The following is a 19,233-nucleotide window of genomic DNA, read 5'->3' on the forward strand; positions in this document are numbered from 1 at the left end:
GCTAATCGGCCTGCCCGCTGCCGGCGCCGGGTCCGGTGCCGGGCGCGAAGACAAGTACCGGTTTGGCGAAGTTGCCCGAGTCCGCCAGCAGTGCCACGAGGGAGCCGTCGGGAGCAAACGCCGCAGCGGGCCGCTCGGCGGTGGCCGCATAAGCAGATCCGGCAGGGGCTCCCGCAGCGATGCGGCGGCCGAACGATATCTCTGTGGTTTCCTCCGGGCTGAGTTCCCTGTTGGGCATGAGCGCACGGGCCGCTTGGGACATCTCGAACACTTCCAGGTCCTCGGCGAGCTCCTCGAGCGTCCGTGCCTGGTCGAGCGTATACGGCCCCACGTGGGTACGGCGCAGCGCCGTCAGGTGGCCTCCGACGCCGAGGGATGAGCCCAGGTCGCGAGCGAGGGCACGGATGTAGGTTCCGGACGAGCATTCCACTGTCACATCGAGGTCCACCACGTCCCCGCCGCGTTCCCGGCGGATGTCCTGCACCTCAAAACGGTGGATGGTCACCGGTCTTGCTGCCAGCTTCACTTCTTCACCGGACCGGACGCGGGCGTAGGCGCGTTCTCCGTTGACCTTGATGGCGCTGACGCTGCTGGGCACCTGCTGGATCTCCCCGGTCAAGGCGGCCACTCCCGCGCGGATGTCCTCGTCGGTGACGGCGGCGGCGCTCATCGTGGCCACCACATCGCCTTCGGCGTCGTCGGTGATGGTGGATTCGCCGAGCCGGACGGTGGCGGTGTACGTCTTGGACGTTCCCACGATATAGGTGAGCAGCCGGGTGGCCTTGTTGATTCCGAGCACAAGGACCCCCGTGGCCATGGGATCGAGCGTTCCTGCATGGCCCACTTTCCGGGTACCGGCGATCCGCCGCATCCGTCCAACCACATCGTGGCTGGTCCATCCCTGCGGCTTGTCCACTATTACCAGTCCAGAAAGCACGCCTCCCAGTATATCGGCGCGGCACCGCCCTCCCTGTCCGCTGAAAGAAGCCCCCGGAAGCCGCCCCACCACAGAGGGCTCCGGCACTAGGATGACAGTCATGCCTGACCTTGCGCCGCACGTACCTGACGTCCCCGTCAACCAGATCCGCGAGATCACTGAAGCGGCGTGGCGCACTCCCGGCGCGCTGGTGCTGAGTATCGGCGAACCCGGCTTTCCGCTCCCCCGCCACGTACTGGAGGCGGGGATGTCGTGCCTGGACCGTGACGAGACCAACTACACGCCTAACGCCGGGATTCCTGCACTCCGCAAGGCCTTCGCCGACAGGTTCAGGGAGCAGTCGGGGGCCGACGTCGGAGCAGACCGCGTGTACGTTGTTGCCGGCGCGCAGCAGGGGCTGCACCTGGCGATGAGCCTCCTCCTCGGCCCCGGGGATGAAATCCTGATTCCCAACCCCGGATATCCCACGTTCGCCATGACAAGCCGGTTGCTGCATGCCGTGCCTGTGCGGTATCCCCTCTACCCGGGGTATGACTTCCAGCCCCGGATCGAGGATGTTGAAGCGCTGATCACCGATCGGACCCGCGTCCTGATGATCAACTCGCCGTCGAACCCGCTCGGGGCGGTACTCAGCGAGGACGTGACGCGGCAACTGGTGGACCTGGCCAGGCGGCACGATCTCTGGATCATCTCCGACGAGTGCTACGAGGCGTTCACCTACGACGTCCCCCACGTCAGCGCGGCGCGCTTCGACAGCAGCATTCCCGGCGAGGCCCGGATCTTCACCTCCCTGACGCTGTCCAAGACCTATGGCCTCACGGGGCTGCGGATCGGCGCACTCATCTGCCCGCCGGGACTCGAGCAGCAGATGAACAAGGTCATGGAGGCCATCGTCTCCTGCGTGGCTTCACCGTCGCAGTACAGCGCACTCGCGGCCCTCACCGGTCCCCAGGACTATGTGGTGGACGCCCGCAGGCACTACCGGGTGAACCGCGACGCCGCATCGGCCATCCTTCGCTCCAAGGGCATACCTTTTCTCTCCGCCCAGGGCGCGTTCTACCTGTGGGCGGATGTGTCTCATGTGAGCGGAGGGGACGTGCGGAGCTGGGTGCACACATTCCTCGCGGAGTCCGGCGTCTCCGTTGCCCCGGGAACCGCCTTCGGCTCCATCGGTGAGGGCTGGATCCGGATTGCGTTGTGCGGCAGCGAAAAAGACCTTGTGGAGGGACTCGGCCGGCTGCCCGCACGGGCCTAGTGCCGCCGAAGCTGATCCTTAATCAGTAGTCGGTGCGCGCCGCATTGCTGCGCCAGGCGTCAAAGGGCGTGCCCGACGTCGGGACGGCGGTTTGGGTGACCGGCAACAGGTCCGGCCGGGTACCGCCGAAGTACTCGTAAAACACGGCGTCGTCGAACCCAGCCGCAGCCGCCCCATGGCGGTCTGCGGCGAAGTAGACGCGGTCAACCCGCGCCCACAGGGCCGCCGCCAGGCACAAGGGGCAGGGCTCGCAGCTGGCATACAGCACCGCGCCGCTGAGATCGAAGTTCCCCGATTCGGCAGCTGCCGTGCGGATGGCGACCACTTCGGCGTGGGCGGTGGGGTCGTTGTCCCGGGTGACCCGGTTGACGCCCTCATGCACAACGCCGTCGGCTGTGACCACAATCGCGCCGAAGGGCCCGCCTCCGGCGGCCACGTTCCGTTCGGCCAAGGCCACGGCCTCGGTCAGGTACTCAAGGACGTCTGCGTCAGTTGGTGTGGCAGGCATGCTCTGATCATAGTCAGAAGGATGCGGTCTGCCGGACCCCACCGTCCACTTGCCTTCGGTCCAGACTTGTTTTCGGCCATCGACAGCCTCGAATTCCCGGGACTACAATGCGCGCGACGGGGGAACCCGATTCGGGCCAACAATCAGGTCTCAATGCTCTGGATGATCACCATTGACATTGGAGACAGCATGAAAAACAAACCAGCAGTCCTGGCCGTCCTTGCCGCCACAGCCACCATCTTTTCCTCTGCACCGGCCACCCAGGCCGCACCGGCTCCCCAGCCTGCCGCGCAGAAAGTGCTTGCGAAGGGATTGGTTGCTCCCCTGCACCTCAGTGTCGGACACGACCGTTCGGTTCTCGTCAGCGAAGAGTTCGCGGGCCGCCTGGTGCGCATCGCCAAGAACGGAGCCCGGTCTGTGGTCTACGAAAACGCTGCATGGGATGTGGCGGGCTCCGACCGGCAGCGCGGCACCATCTTCTTCGCCGCCAGCCAGGGGGCCGGCCCGATGGATCCCCGTCCATTGGCCGGACACATCCACAGCATCGACTCCAACGGCAAGCACCGCATGTTTGGTGACCTGGCTGCCCTGGAGAAGAAAGAAAACGCCGACGCCGGCATCCAGTACGGCTTCCGCAACCTGCCGGCGGCCTGCGCCGCGCAGCTGCCGAAGGACGTACCGGTCTCCTACAAGGGCGACGTCGATTCCCATCCGTACGGCATCGAAGTTGCAGGCACGAAGGTGTACGTGGCTGACGCGGGAGCCAACAGCATCGTGTCCGTCAATGTGAAGTCCGGCACGACCAAGACCGTCGCCGTGCTGCCGGCACGCCCACACCGCGTCACCGCAGCCCAAGCGGCTGCCTTGCAGATGCCTGCCTGCATCGTCGGGCATACCTACAGGTTCGAGTCGGTGCCCACTGACGTCACCGTCGGCCCGGACGGCTGGCTGTATGTGTCGTCGCTCCCCGGCGGACCTGAGGACCCCGCCCTTGGCGCCCGCGGCGCAGTCTTCCGGGTCAACCCGGACACCGGACAGGTGAGGCTGTTCGCGGACCGGGTGATGTCGCCGACAGGCATTGAGACCGACGCCGACGGCAACGTCTATGTCGCATCCCTCTTCGGTAAGGGCGTACTCAGGATCGACGACGACGACCGCAAGCAGCGGGTGCTGCTGCCGGCTGCGCTGACTGCCGACGTCGACCTCAGGGGCGATACCCTCTACGCCACAGTGAATGCGCTGCCTGAACCGAAGAAGGCACCGGACGGCCGCGTTGTCTCCATACCCCTGACCGGGCACAGGGACGATTAAAGCCACGAGAAGAACCGGAGAGCCTTCAGCAGATAAGAATGGCGCAGCCGGACCCTCTGGTCCGGCCGCGCCATTCCGTTCACTGCTTACTTGCTGCTTACTGTCTACTTGCTCTGGTCCTCGTCGAGGTCATCCGCACGGCTGAACTCGAGGTCCTCTTCGTCGAAATCGTCTTCGTCGAGGTCCACGTCAGGCTGGACGTCCGTCTTGTACGGGTCGGCCTCGCCTGCGTGCTTGGCCTTCTCGGCCAGGGCGGCCACCTCGGCGTCACGCCTCTTGGCCTCCCGGAGCAGCTCCTCGAGGTTGGATGCATTCACCGGAATCTGGTCGGCCACGAACTCCAGCGTGGGAGTCAGCCGCGCGGTGATGTTGCGGCCAACTTCCTGCCGCAGTACGCCCTTGGCCTTCTCCAGCCCCTTGGCAGCGTCAGCCTGCACAGCCTGGTCACCGAACACGGTGTAGTAGATGGTGGCATGCTGCAGGTCGTTGGTCACCCGGGCATCAGTGACGGTAATGCCCTCAAGCCGAGGATCCTTGACCTTGCGGCCCAGGGCCTCTGCCACAACAACCTTAATCCGCTGCGCCATCTTGGCAGCGCGTGCCGGATCAGCCATTTTTACTCCTCAAAAGTTTGGGGTGCGACGGCAGCCGGATGGGCTGCGTGGCCGCACGATTCAGTGCGGGGCCGCCGGAAAAATCCAACGGCCCCGCACCTTTGAAACAGCTAGACCAACTTAGACGCGCGGCTTCTCGCGCATCTCGAAGGTCTCGATGATGTCGCCTTCGGTGATGTCGTTGTACGAGCCAAGGCCGATACCGCACTCGAAGTCCGTGCGGACCTCGGTGGCGTCGTCCTTGAAGCGCTTGAGCGTCTCGACCGTGAGGTTGTCGCCGATAACCTTGCCGTTGCGGCTGATGCGGGCCTTCGTGTTGCGCCGGATGATGCCGGAGCGAACGATGGAACCTGCAATGTTGCCGAACTTGGAGGAGCGGAACACTTCGCGGACCTCGGCCGTGCCCAGCTGGACTTCCTCGTACTCCGGCTTGAGCATGCCCTTGAGGGCCAGCTCAATGTCATCGATTGCTGCGTAGATGACGGAGTAGAAGCGCATGTCCACGCCTTCGCGGTCTGCCAGCTCGGCCACCCGCTCGGCAGGCTTGACGTTGAAGCCGATGATGACGGCGCTGTCGACCGTTGCCAGGTTGACGTCGTTCTGCGTGATCGCACCGACACCGCGGTGGATGACGCGGAGCTGGACGCCTTCGCCGACGTCGATCTTGAGCAGCGCGTCTTCGAGGGCTTCCACGGCACCGGACACGTCACCCTTGAGGATGAGGTTGAGGGTGTCGATCTTGCCTTCGGCGACGGCCTGGTCGAAGTCTTCCAGGCTGATGCGCTTGCGGCGCTTGGCGAGCTGGGCGTTGCGGTCAGCGGCTTCACGCTTTTCGGCGATCTGGCGGGCCGTGCGCTCGTCGGTGGTCACCAGGAAGGTGTCACCGGCGCGCGGCACGTTGGACAGGCCCAGGACCTGGACCGGGCGGGACGGCAGTGCAACGTCGAGGGCTTCGCCGTCTTCGTCGAACATGGCGCGGACGCGGCCGTGGGCCGTGCCGGCCACGATCGTGTCGCCGACGGCCAGGGTACCGGACTGCACCAGGACGGTGGCGACGGAACCGCGGCCCTTGTCCAGGTTCGCTTCGATGGCGATACCGCGGGCGGCCTTGTCCGGGTTGGCACGGAGGTCCAGCGCGGCATCGGCGGTCAGCAGCACGGCATCGATCAGCTCGTTGATGTTGAGGTTCTGGCGGGCAGAAACCTCAACGAACATGGTGTCGCCACCGTATTCTTCCGGAACGAGGCCGTACTCGGTCAGCTGGCCCTTGACCTTGTCAGGGTTGGCGCCTTCCTTGTCGATCTTGTTCACGGCCACGACGATCGGCACGTTGGCCGCCTGGGCGTGGTTGAGCGCTTCAACGGTCTGAGGCATGACGCCGTCATCCGCTGCGACCACCAGGATGGCGATGTCGGTGACCTTCGCACCACGGGCACGCATGGCGGTAAACGCTTCGTGACCCGGGGTATCGATGAAGGTGATGTCGCGCAGCGCGCCCTCATGCTCGTGGCTGATCTGGTAGGCACCGATGTGCTGCGTGATGCCGCCATGCTCGCCTGCGACGACGTCGGAGTTGCGGATGGCATCCAGCAGGCGGGTCTTACCGTGGTCAACGTGACCCATCACGGTGACAACCGGAGGACGTGCCTCAAGCTCTTCGTCGCCTTCAGCCTCGAGTTCGGCTTCGACGTCGATATCGAAGGTGCTGAGCAGCTCGCGCTCCTCATCCTCCGGCGAAACGACCTGCAGCTTGTAGCCAAGCTCCTCACCCAGCAGGGCAAAGGTGTCTTCGTCCAGCGACTGGGTTGCCGTTGCCATTTCACCGAGGTGGAAGAGCACGGTCACCAGCGCAGCGGGGTTCGCCTCGATCTTGTCGGCGAAGTCCGTGATGGACGAGCCACGGCGAAGCCGGATAACGGTGTTGCCGTCGCCGCGGGGTACGCTCACGCCACCCAGCGACGGGGCGCTCATCTGCTCGAGCTCCTGGCGCTTTGCACGCTTCGACTTGCGCTGCTTGCCGCGGCCTGCGCCGCCCTTGCCGAATGCACCCTGGGTACCGCCGCGACCGCGGCCGCCCTTGCCGAAACCGCCGCCGGCCGGAGCGCCGCCGCCACCGCCGGGACCGCCGGTTCCGGGAGCGCCGCCTGGGCGGCCGGGACCGCGTCCGCCGCCGCCGGGACGGCCGGCACCTGCAGGTGCGGGCCGCTCGGTGCGGTTAGGCATCATGCCGGGAGTAGGACGGTTGCCGCCGGAACCCGGACGGGGACCACCGGCACCTGCTGCGGGACGGGGACCACCGGGACGGGGACCACCAGCGCCTGCAGCCGGACGGGGACCACCGGGACGGGGAGCACCTGCTGCGGGACGGGGACCACCGGGACGGTCGCCGTCGGTACGGCCGCCACCCGGGCGGGGCATGCCCTGGGAAGTTGCGAACGGGTTGTTGCCCGGGCGCGGCGGACGGTCTCCGTCGCCGCCACGGCCGCGGGGCATGCCCTGCGAAGTGGCGAAGGGGTTGTTGCCGGGGCGCGGGCCGCCCGGACGCGGGGCGGAACCGCCCTGTCGCGGTGCGGGTGCAGCCGGGGTCTCAGCCTTGGGGGCCGGACGGGCTCCGGGCTTGGCGCCAGTCGAGGGAGCTGCCGGAGCGGCCGCCGAAGGAGCCGCCGGGGCCGGAGCTGCCGGAGCGGCAGGTGCCTCAGCCTTGGGGGCCGGGGCGGGTGCCGGGGCCGGAGCCGGTGCAGGCGCCTGGGCCTTCGGGGCTGCCGGGCCGGGAGCCGGAGCGGGACGTGATTCTGCCGCCTTGGCCGGAGCCTTGGGAGCGCTTGCGGGCGCTTCGGTGGAAGCGGACGCAGCCGGGAAGGCGTTGCGGAGTTTCCGCACAACGGGGGCCTCAATGGTGGATGAGGCAGAGCGAACGAATTCGCCCAGTTCCTGCAGTTTGGTTACTGCATCTTTGGAAGTAATACCGAGCTCTTTCGCGAGCTCGTGTACGCGGACCTTGGCCACATTTCTCCTGTCTCGGTCCGCACCGAGCCAGGCACGAACCGTCTACTTCTTACTGCGGACCTCCGCCGCGAGTGCAGCTGAAAGGTCCATTGCAGAGCGCAACAAAGTTGTCATCGTTACGCACTCATCGCTGGGAACTCATCGGGTTTCCATCAGTTTTCTGACCTGCTTTCAGGTTGGACGGTTGGTGCTGCAGGCGCCGGGACGTCCGCAGCGTGCGCGCCTTTCGCTATCCAGCGTTCGACGTCGGCGGTTCCGGTTGCGCCGTTAAGGGCCCTTCCGAAAGCACGCCGCTTGATCGCCAAGGCAAAGCACGCTTCGCTGGGGTGCAGCCATGCACCCCTGCCAGCCAACCGGCGTCGTTCATCCACTACGACGGCGGATGACCCGCCGGCGTCGGAGACGAGCCGGAGTAACTCCGACCGCAGCCCTTTCTTCCGGCATCCGATGCAGGTACGTTGCGGCTGGTTCCCGAGGTGTTGCACTGCTGCCACTTTCGAGTATCTTCCTGCCTGTACATATCTGCCTGCCTGGTGGCCCCGCTGCTGCCCTCAGACAGAAACGCGGCCGCACAAAGGCACACTGATGCCGGCTGCTAGGCACGGTCATGTTCCATTCTAGCCCCTCGGACCCCCCACACCCGAAACGGCGGCCGGAACCGGCCGCCGTCGGAGAGCGAAGTTTCAGGCTCCGCTCAACCCCCGGATGACCGGGGAAAACGCTGCCTAGGAGCGCGGCGCCGCCGCGTCAGAGACAATATCGATCCGCCAGCCGGTCAGCTTCGCCGCGAGACGGGCATTCTGGCCTTCTTTGCCGATGGCCAGGGACAGCTGGTAGTCGGGGACCACCACACGTGCCGAACGGGTGGCTTCATCGGTGATGGTGACAGAATTCACACGGGACGGCGACAGCGCGCTGGCGATGAAGGTCGCCGGATCCTCGCTGTAATCGACGATGTCGATCTTTTCGTCATTCAGCTCGGTCATGACTGCCCGCACGCGGGAACCCATCTCGCCGATGCAGGCGCCTTTGGCGTTGATCCCGGGAGTGTTGGCCTTCACTGCGATCTTGGTGCGGTGCCCGGCTTCGCGTGCCAGCGCGACGATCTCCACGGAGTGGTCGGCGATTTCCGGCACCTCCAGCTCGAAGAGCTTGCGCACGAGGCCCGGGTGCGACCTGGACAGCGTAATGGAGGGTCCCTTGGTGCCGCGGTGCACGTCGATGACGTAAGCGCGGAGGCGGTTTCCGTGGATGTACTTCTCCCCCGGAACCTGCTCGGGCGGCGGCAGGAGGGCTTCCACTGCGCCCAGGTTGACCTGGATCATGTGCGGGTTGTTGCCCTGCTGGATCAGTCCGGCCACGAGCTCGCCCTCACGGCCCTTGAACTCGCCCAGGACGTTGTCATCCTCAACGTCCCGTAGGCGCTGCAGGATGATCTGTCGGGCGGTGCTGGCTGCGATCCGGCCAAAGCCCGCGGGGGTGTCTTCGAACTCGCCGATGGGCACACCGTCGTCGTCAATCTCGGTGGCCCAGATGGTCACGTGCCCGCTCTTGCGGTCCAGCTCGGCGCGGGCCTTCTCGAAGGCGCCGGGAGACTTGTGGTAGGCAACCAGCAGTGCCTGCTCGATCGTGGGGATGAGGAGATCCAGTGGGATTTCGCGCTCACGCTCCAGGAGTCTCAGCGCGCTCATGTCAATATCCATCAGGCCTCCTCAGAAGGTCCATTGTGTTCATTTTCCAGACCGGCCTCGTCGAGGTGGCTGAACTCAATTTCGACTTTTCCGCTGCGGATCTTGTCGAAAGGAAGTTTTACGGGATCGCCCTGTTTGGGCTTCATCCCCTTTTTCACGGCAATCTCAGGAACCAGCGTTACCCCGGAGTCATCCACGGACTGGACCCGGCCGGTGACGTTGTCACCCTGGATCACGTTGACGGTGACCATGCGGCCGCGGGCCCGGTGCCAGTGACGGGGCTCCCCCAGCGGGCGGCTGACGCCGGGCGAGGAAACCTCAAGGTCGTAGGGGCGGCTGTCAGTGCCGGGATCGTTGTCCAGGATGTCAGAGAGCTCCTTGGAAATGTCTGCGATGACATCGAGGCTGACTCCGCCGGTCTCTTCCTGCGGCAGGTCCACCACCACGTGAACCACGCGGTTGGAGCCTGCAACGTTGATGGCAACATCCTCCAGATACAGCCTGTGCGCCTGAACCGCCGGCTCAAGCAGAGCCCGGAGGCGCTCAGCCTCGGGATTATGGACACCCGCGGATTCGGTCGTTCCCGCGTCGGTCCGGTCTGATGAAGTCGTGGCTTCTGCATTGCTCACGATGCCGGCCGCCTCCCGATAGATGATGTTGTGACTACTAGCGTAGCGATTTTCCGGCCGCCTTGGTGCACGCAGTTCCGCGCTGCCGTGACAACATGGTGTGTTGTGAAAAAGGACACCAGGGAAAGCGGCCGGACTACAGGCTATTTCCGGTACGCGCTTGCAGCCTTCACGGCCCTCCTGGTGCTCAGCCTCGGTTTTGCCCTGATTCCCCGGCCCGTCCCGGAGCCCGCAGCCCCGCCTTTTTCCGAGCAGGCACGCGCTGCGGCACTGGCCGAGACCATGCGTTTGCGGGCGGCCGGCCAGCAACTCGCGGAGGGTTCATCCGGTGCCCGGCGGCAGGCCTTTTCCCGGACTGTGACATTGCTGACTATCCAGGCGAGGGCACTGTTTCTTCCGTCCGACGATCCTTCCCGTGCTGCTGCAGACCGTCCCGCTGGGGCCGCTTCTGGTTCCGCTCCGGCCTCTGCCGGTGCGTCCGCGGCGGCTCCGGCCACTACTGCTCCGGCCACTGCCGCTCCAGCCACGGCTCAGGCACTCGTAGCGGGATTGTCAGCGAGCGGAAAGTTGCGGCTGGCCCATGCCCAAACCGCCGACGGGGGCATGGCCCGCCTGCTCTCGTCCGTCGGAACCGCACAGCTCCTGCAGGCGGCCGCACTGGCCCAGGCCTCCGGAACCCCTGCGCCGGCCATGCCTTCAGCGGCTGCTCTTCCCGCCGCACCGGCGCTGCCTTCAGCTACGGCGCTTCCTTCAAACTCAGCGCTGCCTTCGGCTTCGACACAGGCACCTGCCCCGTCAGCCAGTTGCCAGCCTTCAGCCCGGGAGGGCGCGACGGACCCGGCTGCGCTGTCATCCCAGGCACCGGCAGCCTCAGCAGCTGCACCTGCAGCGTCGGGAACTGAATCAACACAGCCGGCCAGTGACGCCTCAACGGTCGACGCCCTCGCGCAGGTAGTCCGCACGGAGCTGGAGACCGTCTACGGGTACCAGGTGGCGCTTACTCGCCTTGAGGGCCCGGCTGTCCAGCAGGCGACGGACCTGCTGTCCAGGCACGAGGCAGCCGTCACTGAAGCGGAGGCCCGCAGCCGCCTCTCGTGCGCAGAGGTTCCACCGCGCGAGCCGGGCTACACTCTGGATGCCACCTTCCTGAACAACCCGACCGCGGGGCTGGCCAGCCTTGAAGCCGGCACACTGCCCGTCTACGGGGATCTCGTTGCCCTGAGCGAAGGTGCCACCCGGCAATGGGCCATCGCATCACTGGTGGCAGCAGCGCAGCGCACCGTCCGCTGGGGATCCGATCCCGGCCCCGTACCCGGGCTCGTGCTCGACACGTCACAGCTTCCACCGTTACCCGAAGCGGCCGCGCCCTCCATCTCAGGAACGGCCCTGCCGGGCTAAATTTCAGCGTGGCCTCTGGCAGCCCAAATGACGTGATGGTCGCTGGAGCCGTGGGTCCTGTGGTTGCTGCAGCGGCCGGCAACCGGCGGGCGCCACAGGATCCCCATCCTAGGCGGCACTAAATTGTGCCCAGTCGGGGAAGGGATCCACTGGCAGTGGTGGATCCAGACAGGCAAGGCTGTTCGGTTCCTCGGGGTGGTCTGGTCCGTCGAGGTACTCCGGTTCATCGAAGCTGTGAGGTTCATCGAAGCTGTCAGGTTCCTCGAAAGTGTTGAGGTACTCCGGTTCCTCGAGGTTCTCGGGTCCCCATGGGTGGTCTGGCCAGTGGGGTGGTTCCCAGTCCTGTTGTTCGCTGGGGTAGTACCGCCCGGTCGGTGAGAGCCATCCGGGTGGCCTGTCATGGGTCGCGCCGACCGGCCTCCAGGGACTGCTGTGTTTGAGGCGGTGGTGGCGGGGGCATGCCTGCCCGAGGTTGCTGATGCCTGTGGTCCCGCCGTCGGACCAGGCCAGGATGTGGTCTGCTTCGTTGTCGAGGGACGGGTTGTTGCAGCAGGGGAAGGAGCAGCGCGCGTCGCGGAGCCGGAGCCATTGGCGCATCGGGGTGGTCAGGCGGTAGCTGGTGCGGCCGATCTCCAGGGGCGCGCCGTCGCGCGGATCGACCAGCACCCGCAGGAAGGAGGTCGCCCCGTCTGCGACGAGCTTTCGTGCCATTGATGCCGGGATGGGGCCGTACCCGTCGAGGGTGGCCGGTTCCTCCCCGGCACCGGTGAGGGACAGCACCGGCACGGTGACCAGCACCTGCGCCTTCGGCGTGGGGATTCCGTCGGCGACACCGCCCAGCAGCCAGCCTTCGGTGACGTCCGCGCGCAGCTGCGTCAACGTCCTCGGCTCGCCTGGACCCTGCAGGGCGCGGGCGGCGTCGGTAACCCGGTTCCAGATGGCGGCGGCGGTGTCCGCGGGCAGGTACGCCGAGAACCAGGCCATCCCGTCCCGGTCCGGGGTGTACTCCACCCGGCGGTCCGCGGCGCTCCTGCGGTGGCGGGTTTCGATGCTGACCGGGTGGTGCCGCTCCCGCCAGGCGCGTACCTTGGCGCGGAACCGGCCCGGCACCAGTTCCCCGGCCGGGCAGCCCCGGGCGGCACCGGGCGCGTCCGGATCCAGGAAGTGGGCTTCCAGGGCCGCCGCGGCGGCCGGGTCCAGGTTGGCTGTTTCATCGCACAGGATCCGTACGTGCTGCCAGGAAAGAGTCCCGGATCCCAGCGCGGCCAGCGCCAGCGGCCGCCCGGTGGTCAGGGTGCGGGCGTCGGACAGCAGCGCCCCCGCGGTGCGTTCACTCACCGTCAGCACACCGGCGACCTCGGCGGTCACCGCCATCTGCTGGGCGGTGCGCTCCTGCGCAGAACGAGCCTGCCCTGCCAGGGCCTCGGCAGCGGCGGCGTACGCGGCGATGAGCTGAACCTTCAACGCGGCCAGCCGGGCTTCCAGCCCGGCCACCCCGGTCAGGCCGTCCAGATACGCGTCCGCCTGATCCCGCAAAGGATCCTGGTCCGAAAGAGCGTCAGCACCACTCAGGAGATCAGCACCCGACCTGGGATCAACACCGATCTGGGGATCAGCACCGGTCTGGGGATCATCACCCGGCGCTGTCACGTCGCCGCCGGCCCCGCCGTGGGCACTGACGACAAAACCAGCGCGGCGGAGAACAACAGCCAACGCAGCAACGGATGCCCCGATGCCCTCCAACGTCTCGCTAACCGCCCTGTCATCCATACCCACAGCATGCCAGTGACCACCGACAAAAATAGCCGCTTGAGCAACTGGCAGTCTGATCTAATCTGGGACCGCCCGGGAGTGCGCAGTCAACGGAGCATAGCCAACCCGCGGCAATCCATCTCCCGCGAGAACGCCGGCGAGATCGCCCGCGCGGATAGCCGCGCGGCCATTTATCTGATTCGGCAGGAAGCGGCCAGGCTCAAGCTGCAAGTCAAAGCCGACCTGGCAATCCGAACCAAGACTGTCCGGTCAACTACGCTTGAGCTGATGAGCCCTCCAGCCGTTCCCGTGCCGCCTGACCTGGCCCGCCGCTATTCCCGCAGCAGCGCCGGGCGGGCGTGGCTGGCATCCCTCCCGGGGCTAATCAGCAGCCGGATGGAGCGCTGGGAGCTGACGCTCGACCTCGAGCCCGGAGCACTGCCCCGGAGCGGACACGGCGGGCTGGTGGTGCCTGTGCTGGCCGGGGATGTTCCGGCAGTCCTGAAAGTCGCCTATCCGCATGACGAAGCCCTGGTGGAACGGCATGCGCTGGCTCTCTGGAACGGACGGGGTGCCGTCCGGCTGCTGGCCTCAGACGCGGGCACCTGCTCGATGCTGCTGGAACGCCTGGATGCGGGCAAGTCACTCCAAACCGAGCCGATGGGCGTTGCCGCTGAAGTGTGGGGCGGGCTGGTGCGCCAGCTGAGCCTGGTCCCCGGCAGCGAGCCGCAATGGCGCGAATTCGAGCACATCGCAGCCCGGGCGGAGCAATGGAGCGATGATCTGCCGGCCGAATGGGAGCAGCTGGGCCGGCCCTTCCCGAGGTGGCTGCTGGAAGCTGCGCTGGAAGTATGCCAGACCAGGGGCGCTGTGGGCCGGCGCTCCGGTTCCGACGTACTCGTCAACACCGACTTCCACTTCCTGAACATCCTGGCCAGGCTCGGCCCCTCCGAGAACCACCAGCGCCCCGCCTACGCGGCCATCGATCCGCAGCCGATGATTGGCGAGGCCGAATTCGGGGTCGCCCCGGTGTTGTGGAACCGCATTTCCGAACTCCCGGCCGCAGATCCCGGAGCCGGCTTGCGCGCCCGGTGCCGAGATTTCAGCAGGGCAGCTGGGCTGGACGAGGAAACCGCGCGGCAGTGGAGCCTCGCCCGTGAGGTGGACAACGCCCTGCACTACGCCTCGAAGCCTGGCCACGAAGGTGACTTGGCGCGTTCCCTCTGGGTTGCCAGCACCCTTGCGGGCCGCACGCTTGACGGGCTTCCCGCGCCGCATGCACTGCCCGAGCCGGGTCAGGCAGGCGGTGATTCGTTCCCGTCATAGCCGGCCGGTCAGGTTCGTTGAAGCTTAGGCGAAGTTTTCCTGCCAGACGTCAAAGCCGAGCTTGATGATCAGGGCGCCGACCACGGCGAGGAAGACCAGCCGCACAAAGCGGCTTCCCTGCCGGACGGCGGTGCGTGCACCCAGGTATCCACCGGCCATGTTCGCCAGCCCCAGCAGCAGGCCGATCCCCCACAGCAGGGAGCCATGCGGCAGGAAGAACAGCAGCGCACCGGCGTTGGTGGCCATATTGACGATCTTGGCCTTGGCGCTTGCTTCCAGGAACGCGTATCCCATGGCCGAGACCAGGGCGATCACCAGGAACGAGCCCGTGCCGGGGCCGATCAGGCCGTCGTAAAAGCCAATCACCCCGCCAATGGTGCAGGCCACCACGTAGTGGGTGCCGCCGTCGTGCCTGAGAACGGTGAGGTGCCCGGCGTCGGGCTTCAGGGCGGTGAAAAGCGCGACGGCGACCAGCGCCACTACGATGATCGGCTTGAACACTTCCGCAGGCAGCCGGGCCGCCAGCAGGGCGCCCCCGAAGCTGCCGGCCAGCGCTATGGCCGCCATGGGCACGGCCGTCCGCAAGTCCGGCCGGACCCGCCCGTAGTAAGTGACGGCGCTGGTGGTGGTGCCGAAGATGGAGCCCATCTTGTTCGTGGCAAGGGCCTGGACCGGGGTGATCCCCGGAACAAGCAGGAGCGCGGGAAGCTGCAGCAGGCCTCCGCCTCCCACCACGGCGTCCACCCAGCCTGCGGCGAAGCCCGCCACCACTATCGGGATGATGGTGGCGAGCTCGATCGATTCGAAACCTGAGAGCACCTCGCGCGCTGCGGAGCGTTAGCTGTTGCGGACAGCGTTGACCACGAAGTCAACGGCCTTGTCCACTGCCACGTTTTCCGCTTCGCCGCTGCGGCGGTCCTTGATTTCGACGACGCCGTCCACGAGTCCCTTGCCGACGGCAAGGATGGTGGGGACACCAATGAGCTCCGCGTCGCCGAACTTCACGCCCGGGGAAACCTTGGGCCGGTCGTCGTAAATGACGTCGAGCCCGGAGGCTTCGAGTTCCTGGGCGAGCTGCTCTGCTGCGGCGAAGATCTCCTCGCCGCGTCCGACGGCCACGACGTGGACATCGGCCGGAGCCACGGAACGCGGCCAGACGAGGCCCTTGGCGTCGTGGTTCGACTCGGCCAGCGCTGCCACGGCACGGGTCACACCGACGCCGTAGGAGCCCATGGTCACCACAACCTGCTTGCCGTTCTGGTCCAGGACCTTCAGTTCAAGGGCCTCGGCGTACTTGCGGCCGAGCTGGAAGATGTGTCCCATCTCGATGCCACGGGCCGTTTCCAGCGGGCCGGAGCCGTCGGGGGCTTCGTCACCTGCGCGCACCTCGGTGCACTCAATGGTGCCGTCCCAGCCGAAGTCCCGTCCTGCGACCAGGCCGTAGACGTGCTTGCCGGCCATGTTTGCTCCGGTCACCCAGGAACTGCCGGTTACGACGCGCGGGTCCACCAGGTAGAGGAGCTTGGCGGCGCCTTCCAGGCCGAGGAGGGGTTCTTCCAGCGACATTCCCGGGCCAAGGTAGCCGCGCACGATGAGCGGGTTCTTTGCCAGGTCCTCGTCACCCGCAGCTTCGACGTTGATTTCCCCGGCAACGGGGAGGTAGGCGCCGATGTTGGCTTCGACGCGCTTGAGGTCCACTCCGCGGTCGCCCGGCACGCCGATGACGACGATCTGCCGCTCACCCGTGGGCAGGGTGACGGCGAGGACCACGTTCTTCAGGGTGTCGGCGGCAGTCCAGGGACCGCCGTCGGCATCGCTGCGCGGAACGATCTCGTTGGACGCAGCCACGAGCGTGTCTATGGTGGGCGTGTTCGGGGTGTCCCGGATCTCGGCCGCCGGAGCGTTGGTGTAGTCAATCTCGGCGGGGACCACGGTGGTCACGGCCTCGACGTTCGCTGCGTAACCGCCTGCCGACCGCACGAACGTGTCTTCACCGATCTCGGTGGGGTGCAGGAACTCCTCACTCCTGGAACCGCCCATGGCGCCGGCCGTGGCGGCGACGGGAATTACTTCCAGGCCGAGGCGCTCGAAAATCTTCAGGTACGCGGCGCGGTGCGCGTTGTAGCTGGCGTCCAGCCCGGCGTCGTCCACGTCGAAGGAGTAGGAGTCCTTCATGATGAACTCGCGGCCGCGCAGCAGGCCGGCGCGCGGCCGGGCCTCGTCACGGTACTTGTTCTGGATCTGGTAGATGCTCAGCGGCAGGTCCTTGTAGGAGGAGTACAGGTCCTTGACCAGCAGCGTGAACATTTCCTCGTGCGTGGGCGCCAGCAGGTAGTCCCCGCCCTTGCGGTCCTTGAGGCGGAAGATGCCCTCGCCGTACTCGGTCCAGCGGTTCGTGGCCTCGTAGGGCTCCTTGGGCAGCAGTGCCGGGAAGTGGACTTCCTGGGCGCCAATGGCGGACATCTCCTCGCGGATCACCTGCTCCACCTTGCGCAGCACGCTCAGACCCAGCGGCAGCCAGGTGTAGATGCCGGGTGCGGCCCTGCGGATGTACCCGGCACGGACCAGGAGCCGGTGGCTCGCCACTTCGGCGTCGGCGGGATCTTCACGCAGGGTGCGCAGGAACAGCTTGGAAAGTCGAAGAACCACGGGTAAGCATCCGTTTCTGGGGGAAAGTGCAAATTGTCTGGGTACTAATCTACCGGCAACATGGCGAGGCAGCTTCCGCAGGCCCCTGCGCACGGTCCGTCGGAGGCGGCAGCCCAGGGCCGGTCAGAAAAGGACCGTCGCGAAAGTTCCGACCTGCCGGAAGCCGACCCGCTCATAGGTGGCGCGGGCGCGGGAGTTGTAGTCGTTGACGTAGAGACTGGTCACGGGCGCCATTTTTTGGGCCAGCAGCACCACCGCCGCCATGTAGCCGGCGCTCAGGCCGAGGCCCCGGTAGCCGGGGTTCATCCACACGCCCTGCACCTGCGTGACGTCCCGGGTCACAGCGCCGAGCTCGGCTTTGAAGACCACTTCGCCGTCCTTGATATGAACCAGGGAATGGCCCTGGCGGATCAGTCCCGCCACGCGCCTGCTGTAGAAGTCGCGGCCCCCGAGGTAGGGGGAATAGCCCACTTCCTCTTCGAACATCGCCGCGCAGGCGGGCAGGATGGTGTCAAAATCCGAGTCCTGTCCGAGGCCCAGCTGCCAGTTGGGCTCGACGGCGGGCGGCCCGTCAATAGTCATGAGCGGCTGGGCCGGCCGCACTTCATGGGCCTGGTGCCCTAATTTCTCCAGTTCGCCATGTAGCGCCAGCACGGTTGGGGCCGGACCAAAAATTGACGCGTACCGGCGGCCGGAACGATGGGCCGCGGCTGACACGGCCCCGGCCAGGGCCGGCGCCAGCTGGACAGGCACGAGGTTGGCGCCTGCCCAGCAGGCGCCAACCAGCACATTGTCGTCGAAAACCCCCAGAACATTGGCTCCCCCGGGGGTCGGGGCAGCGGTTCCTGTTGTTTCCAGATGGGCAAGGATGAAGACGTTGGCCACCGGATCGACGCCGGCCAACTCCCGCAGCGCGGCTGTGTCGGCGGCGCCCAGCGCCCGGACGGACACGCCGTCCGGGGCGGCTCCATCTTTATGAGACGCTAACCACGGGGCTACCCTTGACAGCATCTTCGCCATCGGCCTCCCCCATCTCTTCTGCGATACGCATGGCCTCTTCGATCAGTGTCTCAACAATCTGGCTCTCGGGGACAGTCTTGATGACTTCGCCCTTCACAAAAATCTGGCCCTTGCCGTTGCCGGAGGCTACGCCGAGGTCAGCTTCGCGTGCTTCGCCGGGTCCGTTGACCACGCAGCCCATGACCGCGACTCGGAGCGGGATCTCCATGCCTTCCAGTCCGGCCGTGACCTGTTCGGCGAGGGTGTAGACGTCCACCTGGGCACGGCCGCAGGACGGGCAGGACACGATTTCCAGCTTACGCGGACGCAGGTTCAGCGACTGAAGGATCTGGTTGCCCACCTTGATCTCCTCCACCGGCGGGGCGGAGAGGGACACGCGGATGGTGTCGCCGATGCCTTTGGACAGCAGCGCGCCGAAGGCCGTGGCTGACTTGATGGTGCCCTGGAAGGCGGGGCCCGCCTCGGTGACACCCAGGTGCAGGGGCCAGTCCCCCTTTTCCGCCAGCATCTCGTAGGCCGCGACCATGATGACGGGGTCGTTGTGCTTGACCGAGATCTTGAAGTCGTGGAAGCCGTGCTCCTCGAACAGGGAGGCTTCCCAGACAGCGGATTCAACCAGCGCTTCCGGAGTTGCCTTCCCGTACTTCTTCATGATGCCGGGCTCCAGCGACCCGGCGTTGACGCCGATGCGGATGGAGGTGCCGTGGTCTCTCGCCGCCTTGGCAATTTCCTTCACCTGGTCATCGAACTTGCGGATGTTGCCGGGGTTGACGCGCACCGCGGCGCAGCCTGCCTCGATGGCCGCGAAGACGTACTTCGGCTGGAAGTGGATGTCGGCGATGACCGGGATCTGGGACTTGCGGGCGATGATCGGAAGGGCTTCGGCGTCATCCGCCGAAGGGCACGCCACCCGGACGATGTCGCAGCCGGAAGCCGTCAGCTCGGCGATCTGCTGCAGGGTGGCGTTGATGTCCGTGGTGGGAGTGGTGGTCATCGACTGCACGCTGATGGGCGAGTCGGAACCGACCCCGACCGGACCGACTTTGATCTGGCGCGTCTTGCGGCGCGGAGCAAGGACGGGAGGCGGGGCGGATGGCATTCCCAGGCTGACCGAGGTCACGTGGACTCCTTGATTCG

At 66.5% G+C, this 19,233-nt stretch carries 16 protein-coding genes; 4 read left to right on the forward strand and 12 right to left on the reverse strand.

What is annotated here, in order from left to right; all coding sequences use genetic code 11:
* Position 1: 1 nt before the first annotated feature.
* Positions 2-937, reverse strand: a complete 936-nt coding sequence (gene truB / locus ACIP9X_RS10200; protein ID WP_400479620.1) for a tRNA pseudouridine(55) synthase TruB — start codon at positions 935-937, stop codon at positions 2-4.
* A gap of 100 nt (positions 938-1,037) precedes the next feature.
* Here truB and ACIP9X_RS10205 point away from each other — a divergent pair, with 100 nt between their 5' ends.
* Positions 1,038-2,192, forward strand: a complete 1,155-nt coding sequence (locus ACIP9X_RS10205; protein ID WP_400479621.1) for a pyridoxal phosphate-dependent aminotransferase — start codon at positions 1,038-1,040, stop codon at positions 2,190-2,192.
* Positions 2,193-2,214: 22 nt separating this feature from the next.
* Here ACIP9X_RS10205 and ACIP9X_RS10210 read toward each other — a convergent pair whose 3' ends face one another.
* Positions 2,215-2,700, reverse strand: a complete 486-nt coding sequence (locus tag ACIP9X_RS10210) for a nucleoside deaminase (protein WP_400479622.1) — start codon at positions 2,698-2,700, stop codon at positions 2,215-2,217.
* Between the two features lie 189 nt (positions 2,701-2,889).
* Here ACIP9X_RS10210 and ACIP9X_RS10215 point away from each other — a divergent pair, with 189 nt between their 5' ends.
* A complete protein-coding gene (locus ACIP9X_RS10215) occupies positions 2,890-4,011 on the forward strand; it encodes a ScyD/ScyE family protein (RefSeq protein ID WP_400479623.1) in 1,122 nt (373 codons plus the stop codon).
* A gap of 104 nt (positions 4,012-4,115) precedes the next feature.
* Here the strand turns inward: ACIP9X_RS10215 and rbfA are convergent, their stop codons facing one another.
* The 5 genes from rbfA to rimP all read right to left on the reverse strand — a co-directional run bounded on the left by rbfA (position 4,116) and on the right by rimP (position 9,951).
* Positions 4,116-4,625, reverse strand: a complete 510-nt coding sequence (rbfA, locus tag ACIP9X_RS10220) for a 30S ribosome-binding factor RbfA (RefSeq protein ID WP_400479624.1) — start codon at positions 4,623-4,625, stop codon at positions 4,116-4,118.
* A 120-nt stretch (positions 4,626-4,745) separates the two neighbouring features.
* Positions 4,746-7,631: a translation initiation factor IF-2 gene (gene infB / locus ACIP9X_RS10225; protein WP_400479625.1), complete on the reverse strand. Its 2,886-nt coding sequence runs from the start codon at positions 7,629-7,631 to the stop codon at positions 4,746-4,748.
* A 152-nt stretch (positions 7,632-7,783) separates the two neighbouring features.
* Positions 7,784-8,125 (reverse strand): YlxR family protein, encoded by a 342-nt coding sequence (locus ACIP9X_RS10230; protein ID WP_400479626.1) that lies wholly within the window; start codon positions 8,123-8,125, stop codon positions 7,784-7,786.
* A 231-nt stretch (positions 8,126-8,356) separates the two neighbouring features.
* Entirely contained in the window at positions 8,357-9,334 is a 978-nt protein-coding gene (gene nusA, locus ACIP9X_RS10235; protein WP_400479627.1) for a transcription termination factor NusA, read from the reverse strand.
* Positions 9,334-9,951 carry a ribosome maturation factor RimP gene (gene rimP, locus ACIP9X_RS10240; RefSeq protein WP_400479628.1) on the reverse strand — a complete coding sequence of 206 codons (618 nt, stop codon included), beginning with the start codon at positions 9,949-9,951 and terminating at the stop codon, positions 9,334-9,336. Before rimP ends, nusA begins: the two co-directional genes overlap by 1 nt.
* Before the next feature lie 105 nt (positions 9,952-10,056).
* Between rimP and ACIP9X_RS10245 the strand changes: the two genes are divergently transcribed.
* Complete coding sequence (locus tag ACIP9X_RS10245; RefSeq protein ID WP_400479629.1) at positions 10,057-11,349, forward strand: ferritin-like domain-containing protein; 1,293 nt, start codon at positions 10,057-10,059, stop codon at positions 11,347-11,349.
* 108 nt (positions 11,350-11,457) lie between these two features.
* Here ACIP9X_RS10245 and ACIP9X_RS10250 read toward each other — a convergent pair whose 3' ends face one another.
* Positions 11,458-13,119 carry a DUF222 domain-containing protein gene (locus ACIP9X_RS10250; RefSeq protein ID WP_400479630.1) on the reverse strand — a complete coding sequence of 554 codons (1,662 nt, stop codon included), beginning with the start codon at positions 13,117-13,119 and terminating at the stop codon, positions 11,458-11,460.
* A 270-nt stretch (positions 13,120-13,389) separates the two neighbouring features.
* Between ACIP9X_RS10250 and ACIP9X_RS10255 the strand changes: the two genes are divergently transcribed.
* Complete coding sequence (locus ACIP9X_RS10255; protein WP_400479631.1) at positions 13,390-14,427, forward strand: aminoglycoside phosphotransferase family protein; 1,038 nt, start codon at positions 13,390-13,392, stop codon at positions 14,425-14,427.
* Positions 14,428-14,451: 24 nt separating this feature from the next.
* Here the strand turns inward: ACIP9X_RS10255 and ACIP9X_RS10260 are convergent, their stop codons facing one another.
* From ACIP9X_RS10260 to ispG, 4 genes are all read right to left on the reverse strand, one after another.
* Entirely contained in the window at positions 14,452-15,246 is a 795-nt protein-coding gene (locus tag ACIP9X_RS10260) for a sulfite exporter TauE/SafE family protein (RefSeq protein ID WP_400479632.1), read from the reverse strand.
* 18 nt (positions 15,247-15,264) lie between these two features.
* A complete protein-coding gene (locus tag ACIP9X_RS10265) occupies positions 15,265-17,076 on the reverse strand; it encodes a proline--tRNA ligase (RefSeq protein WP_400479633.1) in 1,812 nt (603 codons plus the stop codon).
* Between the two features lie 123 nt (positions 17,077-17,199).
* Positions 17,200-18,087, reverse strand: a complete 888-nt coding sequence (locus ACIP9X_RS10270) for a GNAT family N-acetyltransferase (RefSeq protein WP_400479876.1) — start codon at positions 18,085-18,087, stop codon at positions 17,200-17,202.
* Positions 18,050-19,216, reverse strand: a complete 1,167-nt coding sequence (gene ispG / locus ACIP9X_RS10275; protein WP_400479634.1) for a flavodoxin-dependent (E)-4-hydroxy-3-methylbut-2-enyl-diphosphate synthase — start codon at positions 19,214-19,216, stop codon at positions 18,050-18,052. Before ispG ends, ACIP9X_RS10270 begins: the two co-directional genes overlap by 38 nt.
* Positions 19,217-19,233: the final 17 nt, after the last annotated feature.

It is taken from the genome of Arthrobacter sp. NPDC093125, from assembly GCF_044754225.1.
Classification (GTDB): domain Bacteria; phylum Actinomycetota; class Actinomycetes; order Actinomycetales; family Micrococcaceae; genus Arthrobacter.

Coding starts and splice junctions, on each gene's coding strand:
- ACIP9X_RS10205 (WP_400479621.1), top strand. CDS start 1,038: ATGCCTGACCTTGCGCCGCACGTACCTGACGTCCCCGTCAACCAGATC.
- ACIP9X_RS10210 (WP_400479622.1), bottom strand. CDS start 2,700: ATGCCTGCCACACCAACTGACGCAGACGTCCTTGAGTACCTGACCGAG.
- ACIP9X_RS10215 (WP_400479623.1), top strand. CDS start 2,890: ATGAAAAACAAACCAGCAGTCCTGGCCGTCCTTGCCGCCACAGCCACC.
- rbfA (WP_400479624.1), bottom strand. CDS start 4,625: ATGGCTGATCCGGCACGCGCTGCCAAGATGGCGCAGCGGATTAAGGTT.
- nusA (WP_400479627.1), bottom strand. CDS start 9,334: ATGGATATTGACATGAGCGCGCTGAGACTCCTGGAGCGTGAGCGCGAA.
- ACIP9X_RS10250 (WP_400479630.1), bottom strand. CDS start 13,119: ATGGATGACAGGGCGGTTAGCGAGACGTTGGAGGGCATCGGGGCATCC.
- ACIP9X_RS10255 (WP_400479631.1), top strand. CDS start 13,390: ATGAGCCCTCCAGCCGTTCCCGTGCCGCCTGACCTGGCCCGCCGCTAT.
- ACIP9X_RS10270 (WP_400479876.1), bottom strand. CDS start 18,087: ATGCTGTCAAGGGTAGCCCCGTGGTTAGCGTCTCATAAAGATGGAGCC.